Genomic DNA, 16,103 nt, shown 5'->3' with positions numbered 1-16,103 from the left:
GAGCCCATCGATGTATGTCCAACGCCCTCTGAGCCGCGGCTACGCCAGCCAGTTCATCTCGTGCAGCTTGTCGAAGATGAGCTGGCTGACGGCGGAGACACGGGCCCGGTCGGCATAGGTCAGCCAGACCAGCTCGGCGATTTCGGAGGCGGGGCTCAACTCGCCTTCGAAATCCGCCAGGTAACACGTCATCTTGACCTGCACGCCCTCTGACTTGCCGTGGGCCTGGGCTTCGAAGGTTCCGAAGTGCGAGACCGTGTCGCGCTTGATGCGAACCGAGAGCTCCTCTTCGACTTCCCGTGCCAGCGTGTCGATATCCGTTTCACCGGGATCTCTTTTGCCCCCGGGCAGATAGTAGATGTCCTTGCCTTGGGAGCGGGCACTCAAGACGCGGCCGTCGACAACGTGCAGCCAGGCGATCTTGTCAATCGTTGGGGTCATTCACTCTTTCTCCTCAGGCCCATCTCCCGCAGCGTCCGGCGGATTCCCTCATCGTAGGGGGTCTTGTGCACCGTGCCGAGCAGTTCCCGCAGCGCCGAGTCGTCCATGAGCACCGGGTTCGTGAGCAGGTAGTGCATCTCCACGAGCTCCCGCATGAACGGATTGCCCAGGCCGATCAACCGCAGCATCAGCTTGGAGGCTACCCGGAAGCGGGGAGGGCGGCCGGCTTCCTGGAAGATCTGCTCCACCAGGGCACGCTGGGTGGCCGCCCCCGCGCCGGCCAGGTTCCAGAAGCGCCCGTAGGCCCTGGGCTCGTTCGCGAGGGCAAGCACCACCGGCCCGACGTCGGGGACGAAGACGAACTCGTGGGGCACATCCACGGGGCCCACCAGGTTCGCGGTCCCTCCCTGGAGGGCTGCCTGGAAGGCCGAGTGGAGGAAGCTCTTGTCCACCCCGGGGCCGTAGAAGTCCGGTAGGCGCAAAATGGTGCCCCGGATGCGGCCCGCGGCATCCGCGGCCAGCACCAGGTCCTCCTGCTCCTTGCGCATCCGGCCTTTGAAGGTGTGCGGCTCGCGGGGATGGTCTTCCCGGAGGGGCGTCGTCCGGGGCTGGCCGTAGGGGTACACCGTGCCGACGAGCACCAACCGTTCCACTCCCTCCGCGATGGCCGCTTCGAGCGTGCGCTGCATCAGAAGGGGGTGGAGGCGGAAGTCCGGATACGGCACCCCGACGAGGTAGACGAGCGTGTCGACGCCCCGGGCCGCGGCGCGAATGGAGGCGGGGTCCTCCGGGTTCCAGGCCGCGGCCTCCGCCAGGGGATCCCCCCCGAAGGTGGCCTTCAGCCCTTCCAGCGAGCGGCCCACCACCCGGTAGGGCTTTCCCTGGGCACGCAAGGCGTCCGCGATGCTCCGGCCCACCGCTCCCGCGGCTCCCCACAGCGCCAACTTTCCCATGGTCGCTCTCCTGTATTCCGGCCGTTCAGGTTGTGAACGGTGTTTAATGAACGCCGTTCAGATATTGTGGGCCGTTCATTAAGTCAAGAGAGGAGCCTGGCTCATGGGGACCGTGGAGCGCCGGGAGCGGCAGAAGGCGGAGGTTCGCACCACCATCCTGCGGGTAGCGCGCGAGCTGGTCGTGCGCGAGGGCTTCGAGGGCCTGACGATGCGCAAGCTCGCCGAGGCCATCGAATACTCGCCGGCGGCCATCTACCTGCACTTCAAGAACCGGGACGACATTGCCCGGGCGCTCTGTCTGCAGGGCTTCGAGGAGCTCCTCGCGCGGCTGGAGCCCGCGGCCCGCGAGCCCGTGGCGGTGCGCCGGCTCCGGGCGCTGGCCGAGGCATATGTCGGCTTTGGCCTCGAGCACCCGGAGACCTACCGGCTGCTCTTCATGACGGACCCGGAGTACACCACCGACATCTTTCGCAGCCCCGGGGACTCGGGGGGCCGTGCCTTTCAGGTGTTGACCGGGCTCGTGGAGGCCTTGAAGCACCAGGGGGAGGTGGCGGACACGGTGGGCACCGTCCCGTTGGCGGAGGTCTTGTGGGGGGCGCTTCATGGGCTGGTGAGCCTCAAGCTCACGTGTCCCATCTTTCCCACGTCCTCCGTGGAGCAGTTGCTGGAGACCCTCACGGGCCTGTGCACGCTGGGAAGCGCGAAGCGGGCCTCTTGAGCCCACAGGAGCAGCACATGCGCCTGGAGCCCCTCCCACCGCCTATGCTTGAGTTGGCCCCCTATGCCAGAGCACGTGAGCAAGATTGCCATCATCGGGGCGGGAGCGGTCGGGGCCACCGTTGCCTACGCGGCCATGATCCGGGGGGTGGCCAAGCACATCGCCATCTACGACATCAACCGGGCCAAGGTGGACGCCGAGGTGCTCGACCTCAACCACGGGCTCCAGTTCGTGCCCATGGCCACCCTGGAGGGCTCTGACGACATCCAGGTGTGCGCCGGGGCCGATGTGGTCGTCATCACGGCGGGGGCCAAGCAGAAGCCGGGACAGACCCGCATGGAGCTGGCGGGCTCCAACGTGGCGCTGTGCCGCACGCTCGTCCCTCAGCTGTTGAAGGTGGCGCCAGACGCCCTGCTGCTCCTGGTGACGAACCCCGTGGATGTGCTGACGTACGTGGTTCAGCAGCTCAGCGGGCTTCCTGCCCGGCGGGTGCTGGGCAGCGGGACGGTGCTGGACTCGTCGCGCTTCCGCTTCCTGCTGGCGCGCCACCTGAACGTGGCGGTGCAGAACGTGCACGCCGTCATCGCCGGTGAGCACGGGGACTCGGAGATTCCCCTGTGGAGCTCCGCCTCGGTGGGCGGCTTGCCGCTGATGCAGTGGTCGGTGCCCGGACGCGCGCAGCTGTCCGAGGCGGACCGCACGCACATCTTCGACAACGTGCGCAACGCCGCCTACCACGTCATTCGCGGCAAGGGCGCCACCAACTACGCCATCGGCCTGGCCACGGCGCAGATCCTCGAGGCGCTGCTTCACAACGAGCAGCGGGTGCTGCCGGTGAGCTCACGCCTGGAGGGCTACCTGGGCATCCGCGATGTGTGCATGAGCGTGCCGAGCATCGTCAACCGGGGCGGCGTGGAGGCCGTGCTGGAGCTGCCCTTGAGTGAGTCCGAGCGCGAGGGGTTGAAGCGCAGCGCGGACACGATCCGCCAGGCCATCCGCACCCTGGGCTTCTGAGGGGGGGGCCCGGTCAAGGGCCCTGGGGCTCCATGTTGAGGGCGTGGTTCATCATGTACCCCGCCATGGCGCCCGCGGCCGCGGCGATGAGGGCGCCCTGAAGGGGCGTCGTGAGGTCTCCCGCGGCGTGGATTCCCTGGACCGAGGTGGCTTTGTGGTCGTCCACCTTCACGAACCCCTGCTCATCCAGGGCCAGCCCGAGCTGCTGCACGAGCGGGGTCTGGTGCTGCGGCGGCCGGGCGAAGAGCACCTGCCGGGGGACCTGGGTTCCGTCCTCCAGCTCCACCGCGGCGAGGGCTCCCTCCCGTGCGAGGAGCCTTTGGATGCGGCGCTCCTCCAGACGTACCCCCGCGTGCTGGAGGTTGCGCCGCTGTTCGCTGGGCACCTCGAAGCCGCCATTCGTGAAGGCCACCAGGTCCTTCGACCAGCCCCTCAGGAACAGGGCGAAGTCCAGAAAGGGCGCTGCCGGGACGAGGAACCCGAACGCCTGATCCTTCACCTCCCAGCCGTGGCAATAGGGGCACTGGAAGATGCTCTTGCCCCACAGCTCCCGGTAGCCCGGCAGCTCCGGCACCTCGTCCACCATTCCCGTGGCCAGCAGCACCCGCCGGGTCTCCAGCGTGCGGCCTCCCTCCAGGCTGACCCGGAAGCCCGAGGCGAGGCGGTCCACGGCGAGGAGCTTCACGTTCTGGTACTCGACGTCATAAGGCTGGAGCTGCTCGCGGCCGATTTGGAATCCATCGTTCTCCTCCTGTCCTCCAGGAGTACGCAGGGGCGTGGCCCTGACGTAGAGCGGGGGCTTCGCCGCAATCGGCGGATCCGAGGAGGGGCCGGTTTTCCTTCCCGGCTCCCCGGCAGGCGGGCAGGTTGCTCCCAGGAGGCTCAGAAGGGCCCTTCTTGTCCGGGCGGCGCGGTTAGAGTCGGTGCCCCATGTCGTTACCCGTGTTGCTCACCTCCGAGAACCTCCGTACGGCCGCAGGAGGCGCCTTCGCGCGTGGCGAGGCCTACTGGCGGGAGGGACGCGTTCTGTCCTGTGTCCTCGACAAGGACGCCCTCGATGGCCTCGTGAGGGGGACGGAGGAGTACCGCGTCCGGGTCACGGCCCTCAGCGGGACGCTCGTCGCCCACTGTACGTGCCCCGTGCGCGAGGCGGTGTGCAAGCACGCCGTCGCGCTGAGCCTCTCCTTCCTCGCCCAGCGTGGGGCTGTGCTCGCGCCCTTGCGCGAGGAGGGGGTGTCCAGCGCCTCCGAAGGGATGTTCGCGACGCGGGCAGAGCTCGACCGGTGGGCAGAAGCCCACCACGTCCAACATGCGCTCGCGGTCTCTGCGGGAGGGCTCCTGCAGGACCTGGCCATCCATGAAGCGCAGCGCAATGGGCTCCGCCATGTCCTGGGGGGACTGGCGCTCCGGGACGTCGGCTCGAGAGAAGGGGCGTTCCGTCATGTCGGGGCGCGTGGCCGGGGGCTGGAGACGGCGCTGGCCGAGGCGGCGGCGGCCTACCTGCGGCAGGAGGCGGACGCGGTGCGGCTGGCGCTCACCGAGGAGGCCGTGCGCCGGGAGCACCATGGGGATGCGTTGCTGGCTCCGCTGTGGGGCCGCTTGCTCGAGGCCCGCCGGGCGCTGCGGCTTCATGCGGTTCCCCGCTCCCGCGAGCGGCGTGCGCTGGAGTCCTGGAGCTTCGAGGCGGCGGCCTGCGCGCTCACCTGGAAGGAGCGGGACCGTGTCGTCCGGGGGGGACCGGATTACGGCACCGTGTCCGTGTCGGCCCGGATGACCTTCCCAGGCGGGGGCGAGGGCCGGTGGGAGTGCAACTGCGCGGTCCGGCAACGGGGCTGTGTCCACGTGCTCGCGCTCGTCGACACGGTCCTGGATCTGCTCTCCGACACCGCCCGGCTCGCCGATGCGCGGCGGCTCGCCGAGGAGCTGCTGCGTCCAGGCTGGGCGCGTGCCTTGAAGGAGCTGGAGCTGTTCGAGGAGGAGGCGGCGAAGCCCCGCGCCACCGTCGAGGTGTGGTGGTACATCGAGCATGAGCTCGGAACCCTGACGGTGTCGCCGCTCGTGAAGAAGCAGACCCGCCGGGGCACGTTGAGCGCGGGCGCGCGGATGACCGCGGCCCGGCTCCTCGAAGAGCATCGCGAGTCGCTCTCCGACGCGGACCTCCGGATTGCCGAGCACCTCGTGTCGTGGGCGCCGACGTCGTCCCGTGCGGCGGGGACGTACCCCTCGCGGGCGTTCCTCTCGCTCGCGGGGCATCCCCGCGTGGCGCTCGAGCTTCGCCCGGAGGTGCCGCTCGAGATGAAGCGCGTGCAACTGGGCTTCACGGCGCTCGCGGCAGATGGCCACATCCGCCTGGAGCCTTCTATCGAAGGCGAGCGCTTCAACCCCAAGCTGCTGAGCGCGCTGCTGCGCACCTTCTCCCTGGGGGAGCCGCTGTTCACCGTCGAGGACCAGCGGGGCCGGTGTCTGCTCATCGACGTGAGCGAGGAGGCCCGGCGGATCTGGACCGTGCTCGAGAAGCACGGCGACCAGTTTCCTCCCGAGAGCCACGGGCAACTGCTCGAACGGCTGTCGCGCCTGGAGGCACGTCTTCCGCTCGTCGTCCCCCAGGCGCTGAAGGGGCGTGAGCTCCAGAGCGAGCTGTCCACCGTGGTCCGGTTGCGCCTGCTGCCCGATGTGTCCCTGGAGCTGGAGTTGCTCGTGCGGCCAGGGCCGGGCGCGCCGCTGTATCACCCGGGGGTGGGCCCTCGCGACGTCCTGCTCTCCCGGGGCGGGGAGCGGGGCTACGTGCGCCGCCAGCTCCTGCGGGAGGAAGAGCACGCCCGCGCGGCCATCGCCCCGCTGCCGCTCTCGGCCGCCGAGGAGGGGCCTCCCTTCTGTTTCCGCATGGGCGAGACGGAGGCCGCGCTGGAGCTCGTGGCCGCGTTGCAGTCACCCCCGGCGGGAGTCGATGTGGAGTGGGTGGACGAGAAGCCGGTCATTGCCGCGTCCGCCGGTCCGGAAGCCCTGCGGGTGCAGGTCGAGCGCAAGCGGGACTGGTTCGGCCTCTCGGGTGAGCTGAAAGTCGAGGCCGGTAGGCTCGAGCTGGCGGTCCTCCTGGACGCGGCCCGGCGGCAGAAGCGCTTCGTGCGCGTCGATGCCCACCGGTGGGTCGAGCTCAGCGAGACGCTGCGGCAGCGGTTGCTGGCGGTGGCTGACCACGCCTTCGTGGGAAAGAACCGGATCGAACTCTCCCCAGGCGCGGTTCCCGCGATCAGCGCATTGCGCGAGGCGGGGGCTGAGGTTGATGCCGCACCCTCCTGGCAGCTCTTGACGGAGCGCCTCGCCGCGTCGCTCTCGCTCAAGCCCAAGCCTCCCGCCTCGCTGGGAACCACGCTGCGCGATTATCAGGTGGAAGGCCACGCGTGGCTCAGCCGGGTCGCGGCCTGGGGGGCGGGGGCGTGCCTCGCGGATGACATGGGGCTTGGGAAGACCGTGCAGGCGCTCGCGGTGCTTCTCGACCGTGCACGTCTTGGCCCCGCGCTGGTGCTCGCGCCTACCTCCGTTGCCTTCAACTGGGTCCAGGAACTCCAACGCTTCGCTCCGGGCCTCCGGCCGGTGCTTTACGCCGAGCAGGCGGAGCGGATGGCGTGCCTCACGAAGCTCAAGAAGAATGATGTGCTCATCGTGAGCTACGGCCTGCTGGTGCGCGACGCGGCGAGCCTTGGCGAGGTGCAGTTCGCCACCCTGGTCGTGGATGAAGCCCAGGCGCTGAAGAACCCCAGCACCCGGAGGGCCCGGGCCGCCCGCCAGTTGAAGGCGGGCTTCCGCATCGCGCTGTCGGGCACCCCCCTCGAAAACCACCTGGGCGAGCTGTGGAGCCTCTTCGCCATTGTCTTCCCCGGGCTGCTCGGGAGCTGGGAGCAGTTCCGGGAGCGCTTCGCCGCGCCCATCGAGCGAGGCAAGGAGCCGGAGGCCAACGCCGCCCTGGCCCGGGTGCTCCGTCCTTTCCTGCTCCGGCGTACGAAGCAGGAAGTCGCTCGCGAGCTGCCCTCGCGGACGGAGATCCAGGTGCCCGTGGCGCTCTCCGAAGAGGAGTGGACGCTGTACGAAGATGCGCGGCTGGCGGCCGTCGCGGAGGTCAGCTCGCAGGGCAAGGGGCTCCGTGACGAGCAGCAGCGCTTCCAGGTGCTGGCGGCGCTCACGCGGCTGCGGCTGCTGGCGTCCCACCCACGGCTCTACGACGCCCAGTCCTCGGTCTCGTCGTCCAAGATGAGGCGGCTCCTCGAACTGCTGGAGGAGCTCAAGAGCGAGGGCCACCGCGCCCTGGTGTTCAGCCAGTTCACGTCGCACCTCGGGCTTGTCCGGGAAGAGCTGGAGCGCGCCGGCTTCACCTACCAGTACCTCGATGGTGCGACGCCTGCCCCGGTGCGCGCGAAGCGAATCCAGGCGTTCCAGGAGGGGCAGGGGGACGTGTTTCTCATCTCGCTCAAGGCGGGTGGGACGGGCATCAACCTCACCGCCGCCGACTATGTCATCCACCTGGATCCGTGGTGGAACCCCGCCGTCGAGGACCAGGCGACGGACCGTGCCCACCGCATTGGCCAGACGCGGCCGGTGACGGTGTACCGGCTGATTGCCCGTGGAACCATCGAGGAGCAGATCCTCTCGCTGCATTCAGACAAGCGTGCCCTCGTGGCCGGAGTGCTCGAAGGGACGAACGCCGCGGCGCGGCTCACCACGAAGGATCTGCTGACCCTGCTGGCGGGAGGAGACTCCGTTCGAGACATGCGGGGCGATGAGGAGGAGCCGGGCCCCCGGACCGTTCACTGACGTGAGCGCCGGCAGGAGCGAGGGCATGTGGCAACCCGCTCCTGGGGCCTCGGCGCGCATGACGCGCTCGACACTCGCGCCTTCGAAGCCATGCTGGCGGAACAGGGACTCCGCTGCGGCGAGGATGCGCCAGTGTGAAAGGACGTTCATCCTCATCAACGCAGGGACAGCACCGCGAGGGCCTGGGTGACAAGGCCATCATGGTCGAAGGCCAGGGGCGGCCGGCGGGTGACGGAAACGAACAGCGCCGCCGCGGCGTCCGAGCCGCCCAGGACGAGGTTGCTGGAGGTGCCTTGGGGCGGGGTGTCTTCGTCGTCAACGAGGGCCGCGAAGACGTGGCTGCGCACCCACCGCTCGGCGGTGTCGCGCGGGTCGCGGCCTCCGCCTGCCACCGTGGTGACGGGGACCAGGGACTCGGGGGGAATCCGGAAGCCTGTCTCCTCCAGGAGTTCGCGGACGGCGGCATCGCGTGGCGATTCGCCGGGACGAACGAAGCCTCCGGGCAGGGACATGCGTCCCGCGGCGGCGCCGCTGTCGTCGTGCCGCTGAATCAGGAGCAGCTCGGCATCGTCCAGGGCCCCCCGCCGGATGAGGACGACGTCCGCGGCGTCATTGGGCCCCAGGTAGCGGAGCTGGCCCCACGGACGTGGGTCATCGAGCGCGGCCAGGATGCTCGCCGCGCCGTCGACGAAGCGGGCGTGTTGGCTGGCGCGCGCGGCGTCCACGGCGGCCCCCCGCAGTCCTGACAACAGCACGTGCCGGGCACGGACGTTGAGGGCGGCTTGCTGCTCGTCCGCGACGATGAGGCCGCCGCCCAGGAAGAGCCCGAGCCCATGCGCGTCGCGCACCAGGCGGACCACGGGCGAGGCCTTCTCGTACAAGGAGCGTGCGCAGCGCCAGAAGGTCCGCACCCGGGCATCGAGATCATCCGCGAGCGTCTCCTCCACGATGGCGCCCAGGACATCGACGCCCGCCTCGGCGGCGAGGCCGTGGCTCAGTCCTTCCATTCCGTGGCACGTCCCTCCCGTCAACAGGAGCCCCCCTCGGGCGGCGAGGCCTCGCAGCACCTCGGCGAGGACGGTGGAGGCATGCTGGACCTCCTCCGGTGTCCAGTCCGCGAACGCGTGACGCCACGCCCCCGCGAGCCACAGCAGCGGGCGGCCCGCCAGCACGGGCACCTCCTGGCTCACCGTGGCTCCCAACTGGTGCAGCCGCTGCTCCTGGGCCGCACGCACCGCGCCGCGCCGCGCCGTGAGTTCCGCCGCGCGGGCTGGGGTGAAGTGTCTTCGCGGGGCGGGGGGAGGCGGGCTCCAGTCCCGCAAGGGGGGCCTGTCCCGCTCGTTCTCCTGGCGCCGCTTCAGGAGCGCGTCTTCCGTGTCGCGGATCCGTGCGAGCCTCGGCTCGTCGAGACCGCAGGCCAGGGCCGCGCGTGCCTCGTCGGGGGCGGAGGTGCCGTAAAGGCCGGCGCCATCGGTGCCGAGGACGGCCGAGACGCCCGCATCCACGTACCGCCGCAAGGGGACTTGCATCGTGGTCTGGATGTTGTTGAGCGCGAGGTTGGAGGTGAGGTTGAACTCCACGAGGACCCGGTCCGCGTGGCGGGCCATGGAGGCCAGCGTCTCGCCGTCGACGCCATAGAGCCCATGGCCAATGCGGATCTCCACCCCGGGGAAGGGCAACAGCACGCGAATGGCCTCGCGGACGTTCTCGGGAAAGGCCGGGTTCTCGCCCGCGTGGACGCGGACCACGAAGCCTGGCCGGGCCTCACCGAGCGCGGCGGCGCGCTCGAGCACGGGCACGAAGGCCCGGGTGGAGCACGTCTCATGTCCCATGATGTCCACGCCCGCGATGGCCCGGCTGGGCAGGCACTGCTCCACGCGGTCAAGAACGTCGAGATCCCACTCGAGATCATCGTGGCGGGACAGGGCCACGAGGAACCGGAGGCGAACCCCGCTCTCGTCTTCGATGGAATCGAGCGATGCGTGGAGCGCCGCGAGCACTTCTGGCTCCACGGCGGTGGACAGGGACAGCTCGGCATAGCGCACGCCCGTGGCGGCGAACTGCCGTGCGATGGCCCGAAGCTGGGGAACGAAGAGGAGGGGATGCTTGGTGAGGGGGCTGCGCCGCGCGTAGAGGCGCTCCATGTCCTGGAATGTGATTTGCCGGTCCAGGGGAACATCGAGGCTGCGCGCGAGCCGCTCGCGGGCCAGGGGGGTGAGGGCCGGGGCGGGCACATCCTGACGGGCGTCGATGCCTATCTCGGAGAGCAGGCCGCGCGGCACGAGGACGCCTTCGGTGGAGGTGGCCAGCTCCACGAGCGTCTTGCCGGGCAAGGCCCCCGCGAAGTGGGTGTGGAGGTCCGTGCGCGGCGAGAGCGCGGGCGTGCCCGTGGGGAGCGACAGCGGCACGTTGTTGTCGGCCAGGAAGCGCGCCTCGACCGCCGAGAGGGGGTGGACCTGGAGGTGGGTATGGAGCGAGGCGCGGATCTGACTGCCGAGGATGAGCGTGTGGCCCTCGTCACCCACCATGAGGTGGCGCTCCAGCGCGGCGCGGAGGCGGCTGCGGTCTTCGTCGGCCTCGATGGCGAGCCGCCCATCGAGCCACTTCACGCGGTGGCCGGGAGCAATCACCAGGCCGGGCGGTATCGTCATGCCCGCGCAGTGTAGCGCCGCTGCCCTCCGGTCCGCGACCGCTGCCCAGGCGTGCGCCTCCCGTGCGCTTGCCCCGCCGCCTGCACGCACACTGGGTGCAGGCGGGACAGGGCTTCCGGGGCAGCCTGTTACTCGCCCACGTAGATGCCGATGCCGCCTTCGTGGCCGTACTCGTCGCGCCCGAAGGCCACGAGCAACCGGCGCTGGCCGTCGCGGACCGGAGACTGAAGGTCCCAGATGGGGCGGGAGGTGAGGGAGCCGAGCGCCGAGGCATAGCGCGTCACCTGGGGGCCGTGAACCCGGAGGAGGCCTCCGCCCCAGCGCAGCCCCACCCAGAGGCTGTTGTCGGTGGGGTCCCTCACCAGCGAGGTGATGAAGCGATCCGGCCCCGTGTTGAGGGCATACCGGTTCACCGTGCCCGTGGGGTTCAACAGGGCCAGGCCCCAGGCGTAGGAGCTCACCCACACCGAGCCATCCGGCATCAGCGCCATGCCGGACACATTGTCATCCACGCGGTCCGTGGGCCCGGGGATGCCCACCTCGTCCACCCGGTCTGGCCAGATGTCGATGCGGTTGGCGATGGCGGAGGCATTCTCGGACTTCTTGCGCGCGCTCTCGAAGTCGCGGGGGGGCTTCACGGTCATGAACTTGAAGCGCGTGGTGCGGTTGGCGCCGCCGAACCACACGTCCCCGCCGGGCAGCACCGCGATGCCATGGTACGCGTCGGTGAGGCGGAAGACATGGCCCGAGGTGTCCTTGGCGTTGATGTGCGGGTGCGTGTGCTCCAGCACCCCGGAGCATTGGCGATGGCCATTGCAGGTGGGGGCATTCTGGTGGTCCGGGTCCCCCCAGGCGAAGGCATGGTTGGCGCCAAACCAGAGGTGCCCATGCTTCCGGTCCCACACGATGCGCCGCACGGAGCAGATCTTCTCCCGGTCTCCGCCCTCTCCGTGCTCTCCGCCTTCTCCCCCCGGCCCGGAGGAGATGTCGTAGTGGACGGTCTGGATGCCCGAGTCCGTCAAGGTGACCTTGTCCGCGTCACCGCTCTTGTAGATGTTCGGATCCCGCTCCCGGCCGGGCCCGTAGAAATTGCTCTCACACGGGCCCTGGCCCTCGTAGCCCACGAACACCGTTCCGGGCGGGCCGCCCGCCACGGAGATGACCTTGAGGTATTTCGGGCCCACGGGGGCACTGCCGTCCTCGAGAAAGCCATAAGGGCGCAGGCCATCGTCCATCGTGAACCGCTCGAACTGGCGGGCCCCCTTGCGCAGCAGGAAGAGGCCTTCTTCTCCCCCGGCGACCCAGACGTTCCCGCCCTCGTCCTCCGTGATTCCCCAGGCATCCTGGGGGGCTCCCTGCGAGGGCGCGTAGAACGTCCACTCCGCCCAGCAAACCTCCCCGTACGTCAGTCCCATGGCGAGGACTCCCGCCATCCCCGTGCGCCACCAGCTTCCGTTCATTCGCAGGCATGCCTCCTCTTGCGTTTTCCACGCAGTTCCCAGAATGCATGGAAAGGCGAGGGCTGCCGGCTCGCCTGCCCCAGGTGCCATTCTGCAGGAGACGCGGACCTGCCCCCCGGTCCGTGAAACGCGGGGAGAAACGTCCGTGAGCGGCAGTCACCCGTGGCGGCTGTTCACCCGCTGGAGTTTCAGGCGGTGGAGAAGTGCTGCGCGTAGACCTCGGGCTTGAAGCCGACGAGCACCGTGTTGCCCCGGACGAGCACGGGCCGCTTGACGAGCTTCCCGTCCGCCGCGAGCCATTGGCGCAGCTGCGCATCGCTGGCGGCGTCCACCTTCTCCTTGCCGAGGGCGCGGTAGCTCTGCCCGCTGGTGTTGAGCCACTTGCGCACGGAGACGCCGCTCTGGGGCACCCACCGCGCCAGCTCCTCGGGCGTGGGGGGCGCCTCCACGATGGCGCGGAGGCGGTAGGCCACCCCGTGCTGGTTCAACCACTGGAGGGCCTTCTTGCAGGTTCCACACCCTGCGTACGAGAGCACCAGGATTTCATCCGTCATGAGGCTCCGGGGGGTTCAGCGCGCGCGGTTGGACAGGGAGTAGGGCCGGTGTTCCGCCCGGGTGGCCCAGGTCTTGTTCGGCCGGGCCTGCATCACGAAGCGAAGCTCACCGCCCGCGAGCAACTCCTCGTGGCGCACGAAGCCGCGCTCCAGCGGCTTTCCATTGAGTGTGACTTTGCCGACGTACGGACGGTCATCGCTCAGGTTCTCGGCCATCACGGTGAAGCGCTTGCCGTTGGGCAGGGTCAACGCGGCGCGCTCGACGAAAGGACGGCCGAGCACGTACTCGTTGCTGCCCGGCGTCACCGGGTAGAACCCGAGCGCGGTGAACACCAGCCAGGCCGACATCTGGCCGCAGTCGTCATTGCCGGCCAGTCCGTCCACCGCCGCCTTGTACTGGGTGTCGATGATCTGCTTCAGCCGCTCCTGCGTGCGCCAGGGTTGTCCCGCGTAGCCATAGAGGTACGCGACGTGGTGGCTCGGTTCGTTGCCGTGCGCGTAGTGGCCGATCAGCCCCGAGATGTCCTCGACGTGTGCGAACGACTCGGCGGAGACCTTGGCGTCGAAGACGGCGTCCAGCTTCGCGATCAGCTTCGCATCGCCGCCGAGCAGGGAAATCAATCCGGCGGTGTCCTGCGGTACGTACCACGAATACTGCCAGGCATTGCCTTCCGTGTAGTCGCTGCCATAGCCCACCGCGGCCGGATCAAAGGGCTCGCGGAAGCGGCCATCGGAGTGGCGCGCCCGGACGAAGCCGGTCTTGGCATCGAACACGTTGCGGTAGTTCTTCGCGCGCGCCTCGAACTGCGCGGCCACGGACTCGCGCCCCATGGCGCGCGCCATCCGCGACAGGGCCCAGTCGTCGTAGGCGTACTCCAGCGTCTTGGAGGCCGCCTCGGGTTCCTTGTCGATGGGGACATACCCGAGGGACATGTAGTGCTCGAGGCCCCCGTAAGGTTTGTACGTGGCGCTGGCCACCATCGCGTCGAGCGCCTGATCCGCGGGGTACCCGCGGATGCCCTTGAGGTACGCATCGGCGATGACCGGCACCGCGTGGTAGCCGATCATGCACCACGTCTCCAACCCGTGGAATTGCCAGACCGGCAGGATGCCGTAGGGGCTCACCTTCTGGGAGGCGATCAGCGAATGGATGAAGTCGTTGTTGCGCTGCTCCGGCTGGATCAGGGTCAGCAGCGGATGCTCGGCCCGGTAGGTGTCCCACAGGGAGAACGTCGAGTAGAACGTGAACCCCTCCGCCTGATGGACCTGGTTGTCGGGCCCCCGGAAGCGGCCATCGGCGTCGGTGAAGAGGCTGGGGGCGATCATCGCGTGGTAGAGCGCCGTGTAGAGCATCTTGCGCATGGGCGCGGGCGCGTCGATGTCCGCCACGGAGAGGGCTTTCTTCCACTCCTCGCGGGCTGCGGTCCGGGTGGCCTCGAAGTCCCATCCCGGCAGGTCCTCGTCCAGGTTGCGCAGGGCGTTCTCCTCGCTGACCGGAGAGATGGCCACCTTCACCAGCAGCTCTTGCGCCTTCAGCTCGCCGAAGTCGAAGACGCCGACCAGCTCCCGGCCTTCGAGCTGCGCCCGCTGGGCGGTTCCCCGTCCGGGGGGAGAAAAGCCTTTGTACTCGATCTTCTCCTCCCGGTTGTGCAGGGCATGCCCGGTCATCGGCTGGGAAAACCGCATGGCGAAGTACAGGGGACGGCCGGGCGCCCAGCCCCGAAGCTCGCGGAAGCCGGTGACCGCGCCGTCCGGGTGCACGCGCAGGCGCGACCACTGCACCTTGCCGGGGTAGTTGTAGATGCTCGTGCGCTGGTCCACGAGCACGTGGGCGGGAGCGCCCTTCGGGAACCGGTACCGGTGCAGGCCTGCCCGGCGGCTCACCGTCAGCTCCGCGCGGATGCCCGGATCCGTCAGCGTCACCGCGTAGTAGCCGGGCTCGGCCTTCTCGTCCTCATGGCTGAAGCGGGAGCGGTAGCCGCTGCCGGGCTTGTCGATGTCACCCGGCTCCAGCCGGACTTCGCCCGCGATGGGCATCACCAGCACGTCCCCGAGATCCGAATGCCCGGTGCCGGAGAAGTGCGTATGGGAAAAGCCCTGGATGGTGGTGTCGTCGTGCCGGTAGCCCGCCGCCCACTTGTAGCTCTCGCGGAAGTGGCGGATCTGCGTGTCGGGGCTGAGCTGAATCATTCCGAAGGGCAGGGCGGCGCCCGGGAAGGTGTGGCCATCTCCGCCGGTGCCGATGAAGGGGTCCACTGCGGCATAGGCGGTGTCTGGGGTTCCCGCGGCGGCCAGAGGGGCACTCAGGCCTCCCAGGATGGCGATGAACACCAGCAAGCCCTGGCGGCCCGCGCCAGACTTACGTGGAAGATGCTCGGTCCGCATGGTTCTCTCCCTCGGCATGGGCCGGAAATTAGCCTCCGGGCCTACGCAGAGGGAAAGAATCCTCAGGAGCTCAGGGCTTGGGCTCACCGGCTCGGTGTCAGGACGCCGGAGGCAGAGGCGGAAGCGCCGCCGTGAGCGCCTCGGCCAGCAGGTTCAGCTGGTCCAGCGGGATGCCCTTGAAGTCCATCACCGCCTTGCCCTTCTCGTTGCGCACCACCGCCTTCACGCGCGTGCCCTTGCCCTGGGGGAAGCGCAGGGCCACTGCCTCGGAGCACTGCTCGGCGCGCGCCTCCACCTCCGGCGGCAGCGGCTTGCTGGAGGCCGGCATGCGCTTGCGCCGCAGCGCCCGGCGCATCTCCTCCACACTGCATTGCGCGAAGGGCTTGGCGGTGACATGCCCCTTGTCGTCCGGTACCTCAATCACCGTGGGGCCTGGCTCGTCGCGGTTCACCTCCACGTCCGCCGCCCCCTTGTAGACCAGCAGCAGGTTCAGGCACGTGACGCCGAAGCGGCGGGCCACCGGCTCGCTGAACTCCGCGGCCACCGCCCCGTACATCGTCAGCGATGACTGGGACAGGTCCACCAGGTGCTGGCTGAAGTAGGCCCGCGCGTCCGTGAACCCGGCCTTCTCCGCCAGCTTCTTGGCCACGATGTGGTTGTAGATTTCCCCCATGCGGTGGTGGTTGATGTTCTCCTGGCCCATCAGCTCCAGCAGCTCGGCGCGCAGCTGCTCCAGCGTGGTGCCCTCCGGGATGGCGGTGCGCCGGACAACGGTGTTCTCCGAGACGGCAGGAGTGCCTTCCTTGGACCTCAGCAGACTGAACATGAGAGGTTTCTCTCTGGATGGGAGCGCACGATTGCGGTCCCCGCCGCGAACGTTGGGGCGTTGCGGTTGCGCACCCCCATGGCACTTTCCGTACCCAACCCTGTCCTTCAGTGGAAACAGGCACTTGAACGCGCAGGCGCTCTGAACACAGTCCACGATCTCGGACGGGGCGTCCGCGTTGTGAGACGGTCCTCCCCAAAGCGCTGGAATGTCCAAGGCTTGCGCGGAGGATGGCGGATCCGGGCGTCTCGGCGCGTTTGGCCAACCCGTTGAATTCACGGGGGAGGTTCAG

11 protein-coding genes are annotated in these 16,103 nt (G+C 69.2%); 3 read left to right on the top strand and 8 right to left on the bottom strand.

Going from position 1 to position 16,103, the window contains the following annotated elements; translation table 11 throughout:
- Positions 1-39: 39 nt before the first annotated feature.
- On the bottom strand, positions 40-441 hold the full coding sequence (locus tag KY661_RS31175) for an NUDIX hydrolase (RefSeq protein WP_225413672.1): 402 nt from the start codon (positions 439-441) through the stop codon (positions 40-42).
- Entirely contained in the window at positions 438-1,394 is a 957-nt protein-coding gene (locus KY661_RS31170) for an SDR family oxidoreductase (RefSeq protein WP_225413671.1), read from the bottom strand. The genes KY661_RS31175 and KY661_RS31170 overlap by 4 nt, the downstream gene beginning before the upstream one ends.
- A gap of 103 nt (positions 1,395-1,497) precedes the next feature.
- On the opposite strand from KY661_RS31170, the gene KY661_RS31165 reads away from it, so the two are divergent.
- Together KY661_RS31165 and KY661_RS31160 are read left to right on the top strand one after the other, a co-directional pair.
- Positions 1,498-2,112 carry a TetR/AcrR family transcriptional regulator gene (locus KY661_RS31165; protein WP_225413670.1) on the top strand — a complete coding sequence of 205 codons (615 nt, stop codon included), beginning with the start codon at positions 1,498-1,500 and terminating at the stop codon, positions 2,110-2,112.
- 75 nt (positions 2,113-2,187) lie between these two features.
- Positions 2,188-3,126: an L-lactate dehydrogenase gene (locus KY661_RS31160; RefSeq protein ID WP_317987316.1), complete on the top strand. Its 939-nt coding sequence runs from the start codon at positions 2,188-2,190 to the stop codon at positions 3,124-3,126.
- A 13-nt stretch (positions 3,127-3,139) separates the two neighbouring features.
- Here the strand turns inward: KY661_RS31160 and KY661_RS31155 are convergent, their stop codons facing one another.
- Positions 3,140-3,811 (bottom strand): NAD(P)/FAD-dependent oxidoreductase, encoded by a 672-nt coding sequence (locus KY661_RS31155; RefSeq protein ID WP_225413668.1) that lies wholly within the window; start codon positions 3,809-3,811, stop codon positions 3,140-3,142.
- Between the two features lie 245 nt (positions 3,812-4,056).
- On the opposite strand from KY661_RS31155, the gene KY661_RS31150 reads away from it, so the two are divergent.
- Complete coding sequence (locus KY661_RS31150; protein WP_225413667.1) at positions 4,057-7,935, top strand: DEAD/DEAH box helicase; 3,879 nt, start codon at positions 4,057-4,059, stop codon at positions 7,933-7,935.
- A 155-nt stretch (positions 7,936-8,090) separates the two neighbouring features.
- Here KY661_RS31150 and KY661_RS31145 read toward each other — a convergent pair whose 3' ends face one another.
- From KY661_RS31145 to KY661_RS31125, 5 genes are all read right to left on the bottom strand, one after another.
- The gene (locus tag KY661_RS31145) at positions 8,091-10,586 is read right to left on the bottom strand and encodes an NUDIX domain-containing protein (protein ID WP_225413666.1); all 2,496 of its coding nucleotides are present in this window, start codon (positions 10,584-10,586) and stop codon (positions 8,091-8,093) included.
- Positions 10,587-10,714: 128 nt separating this feature from the next.
- Positions 10,715-12,046 carry a ligand-binding sensor domain-containing protein gene (locus tag KY661_RS31140; RefSeq protein WP_225413665.1) on the bottom strand — a complete coding sequence of 444 codons (1,332 nt, stop codon included), beginning with the start codon at positions 12,044-12,046 and terminating at the stop codon, positions 10,715-10,717.
- A 188-nt stretch (positions 12,047-12,234) separates the two neighbouring features.
- Positions 12,235-12,600, bottom strand: a complete 366-nt coding sequence (locus KY661_RS31135) for an arsenate reductase family protein (RefSeq protein ID WP_075006792.1) — start codon at positions 12,598-12,600, stop codon at positions 12,235-12,237.
- Positions 12,601-12,615: 15 nt separating this feature from the next.
- Positions 12,616-14,985: a GH92 family glycosyl hydrolase gene (locus KY661_RS31130; protein ID WP_225413664.1), complete on the bottom strand. Its 2,370-nt coding sequence runs from the start codon at positions 14,983-14,985 to the stop codon at positions 12,616-12,618.
- Between the two features lie 97 nt (positions 14,986-15,082).
- On the bottom strand, positions 15,083-15,811 hold the full coding sequence (locus KY661_RS31125) for a hypothetical protein (protein ID WP_225413663.1): 729 nt from the start codon (positions 15,809-15,811) through the stop codon (positions 15,083-15,085).
- Between the last annotated feature and the right edge of the window lie 292 nt (positions 15,812-16,103).

It is taken from the genome of Allostigmatella hybrida (assembly GCF_020103775.1).
Taxonomy (GTDB): Bacteria; Myxococcota; Myxococcia; order Myxococcales; family Myxococcaceae; genus Hyalangium; species Hyalangium aurantiaca.
Note: the sequence above shows the minus strand (reverse complement) of the source record. Positions and strands in the feature narration are given on the sequence as shown.

Coding starts and splice junctions, on each gene's coding strand:
- KY661_RS31175 (WP_225413672.1), bottom strand. CDS start 441: ATGACCCCAACGATTGACAAGATCGCCTGGCTGCACGTTGTCGACGGC.
- KY661_RS31170 (WP_225413671.1), bottom strand. CDS start 1,394: ATGGGAAAGTTGGCGCTGTGGGGAGCCGCGGGAGCGGTGGGCCGGAGC.
- KY661_RS31165 (WP_225413670.1), top strand. CDS start 1,498: ATGGGGACCGTGGAGCGCCGGGAGCGGCAGAAGGCGGAGGTTCGCACC.
- KY661_RS31150 (WP_225413667.1), top strand. CDS start 4,057: ATGTCGTTACCCGTGTTGCTCACCTCCGAGAACCTCCGTACGGCCGCA.
- KY661_RS31145 (WP_225413666.1), bottom strand. CDS start 10,586: ATGACGATACCGCCCGGCCTGGTGATTGCTCCCGGCCACCGCGTGAAG.
- KY661_RS31140 (WP_225413665.1), bottom strand. CDS start 12,046: ATGAACGGAAGCTGGTGGCGCACGGGGATGGCGGGAGTCCTCGCCATG.
- KY661_RS31135 (WP_075006792.1), bottom strand. CDS start 12,600: ATGACGGATGAAATCCTGGTGCTCTCGTACGCAGGGTGTGGAACCTGC.
- KY661_RS31130 (WP_225413664.1), bottom strand. CDS start 14,985: ATGCGGACCGAGCATCTTCCACGTAAGTCTGGCGCGGGCCGCCAGGGC.
- KY661_RS31125 (WP_225413663.1), bottom strand. CDS start 15,811: ATGTTCAGTCTGCTGAGGTCCAAGGAAGGCACTCCTGCCGTCTCGGAG.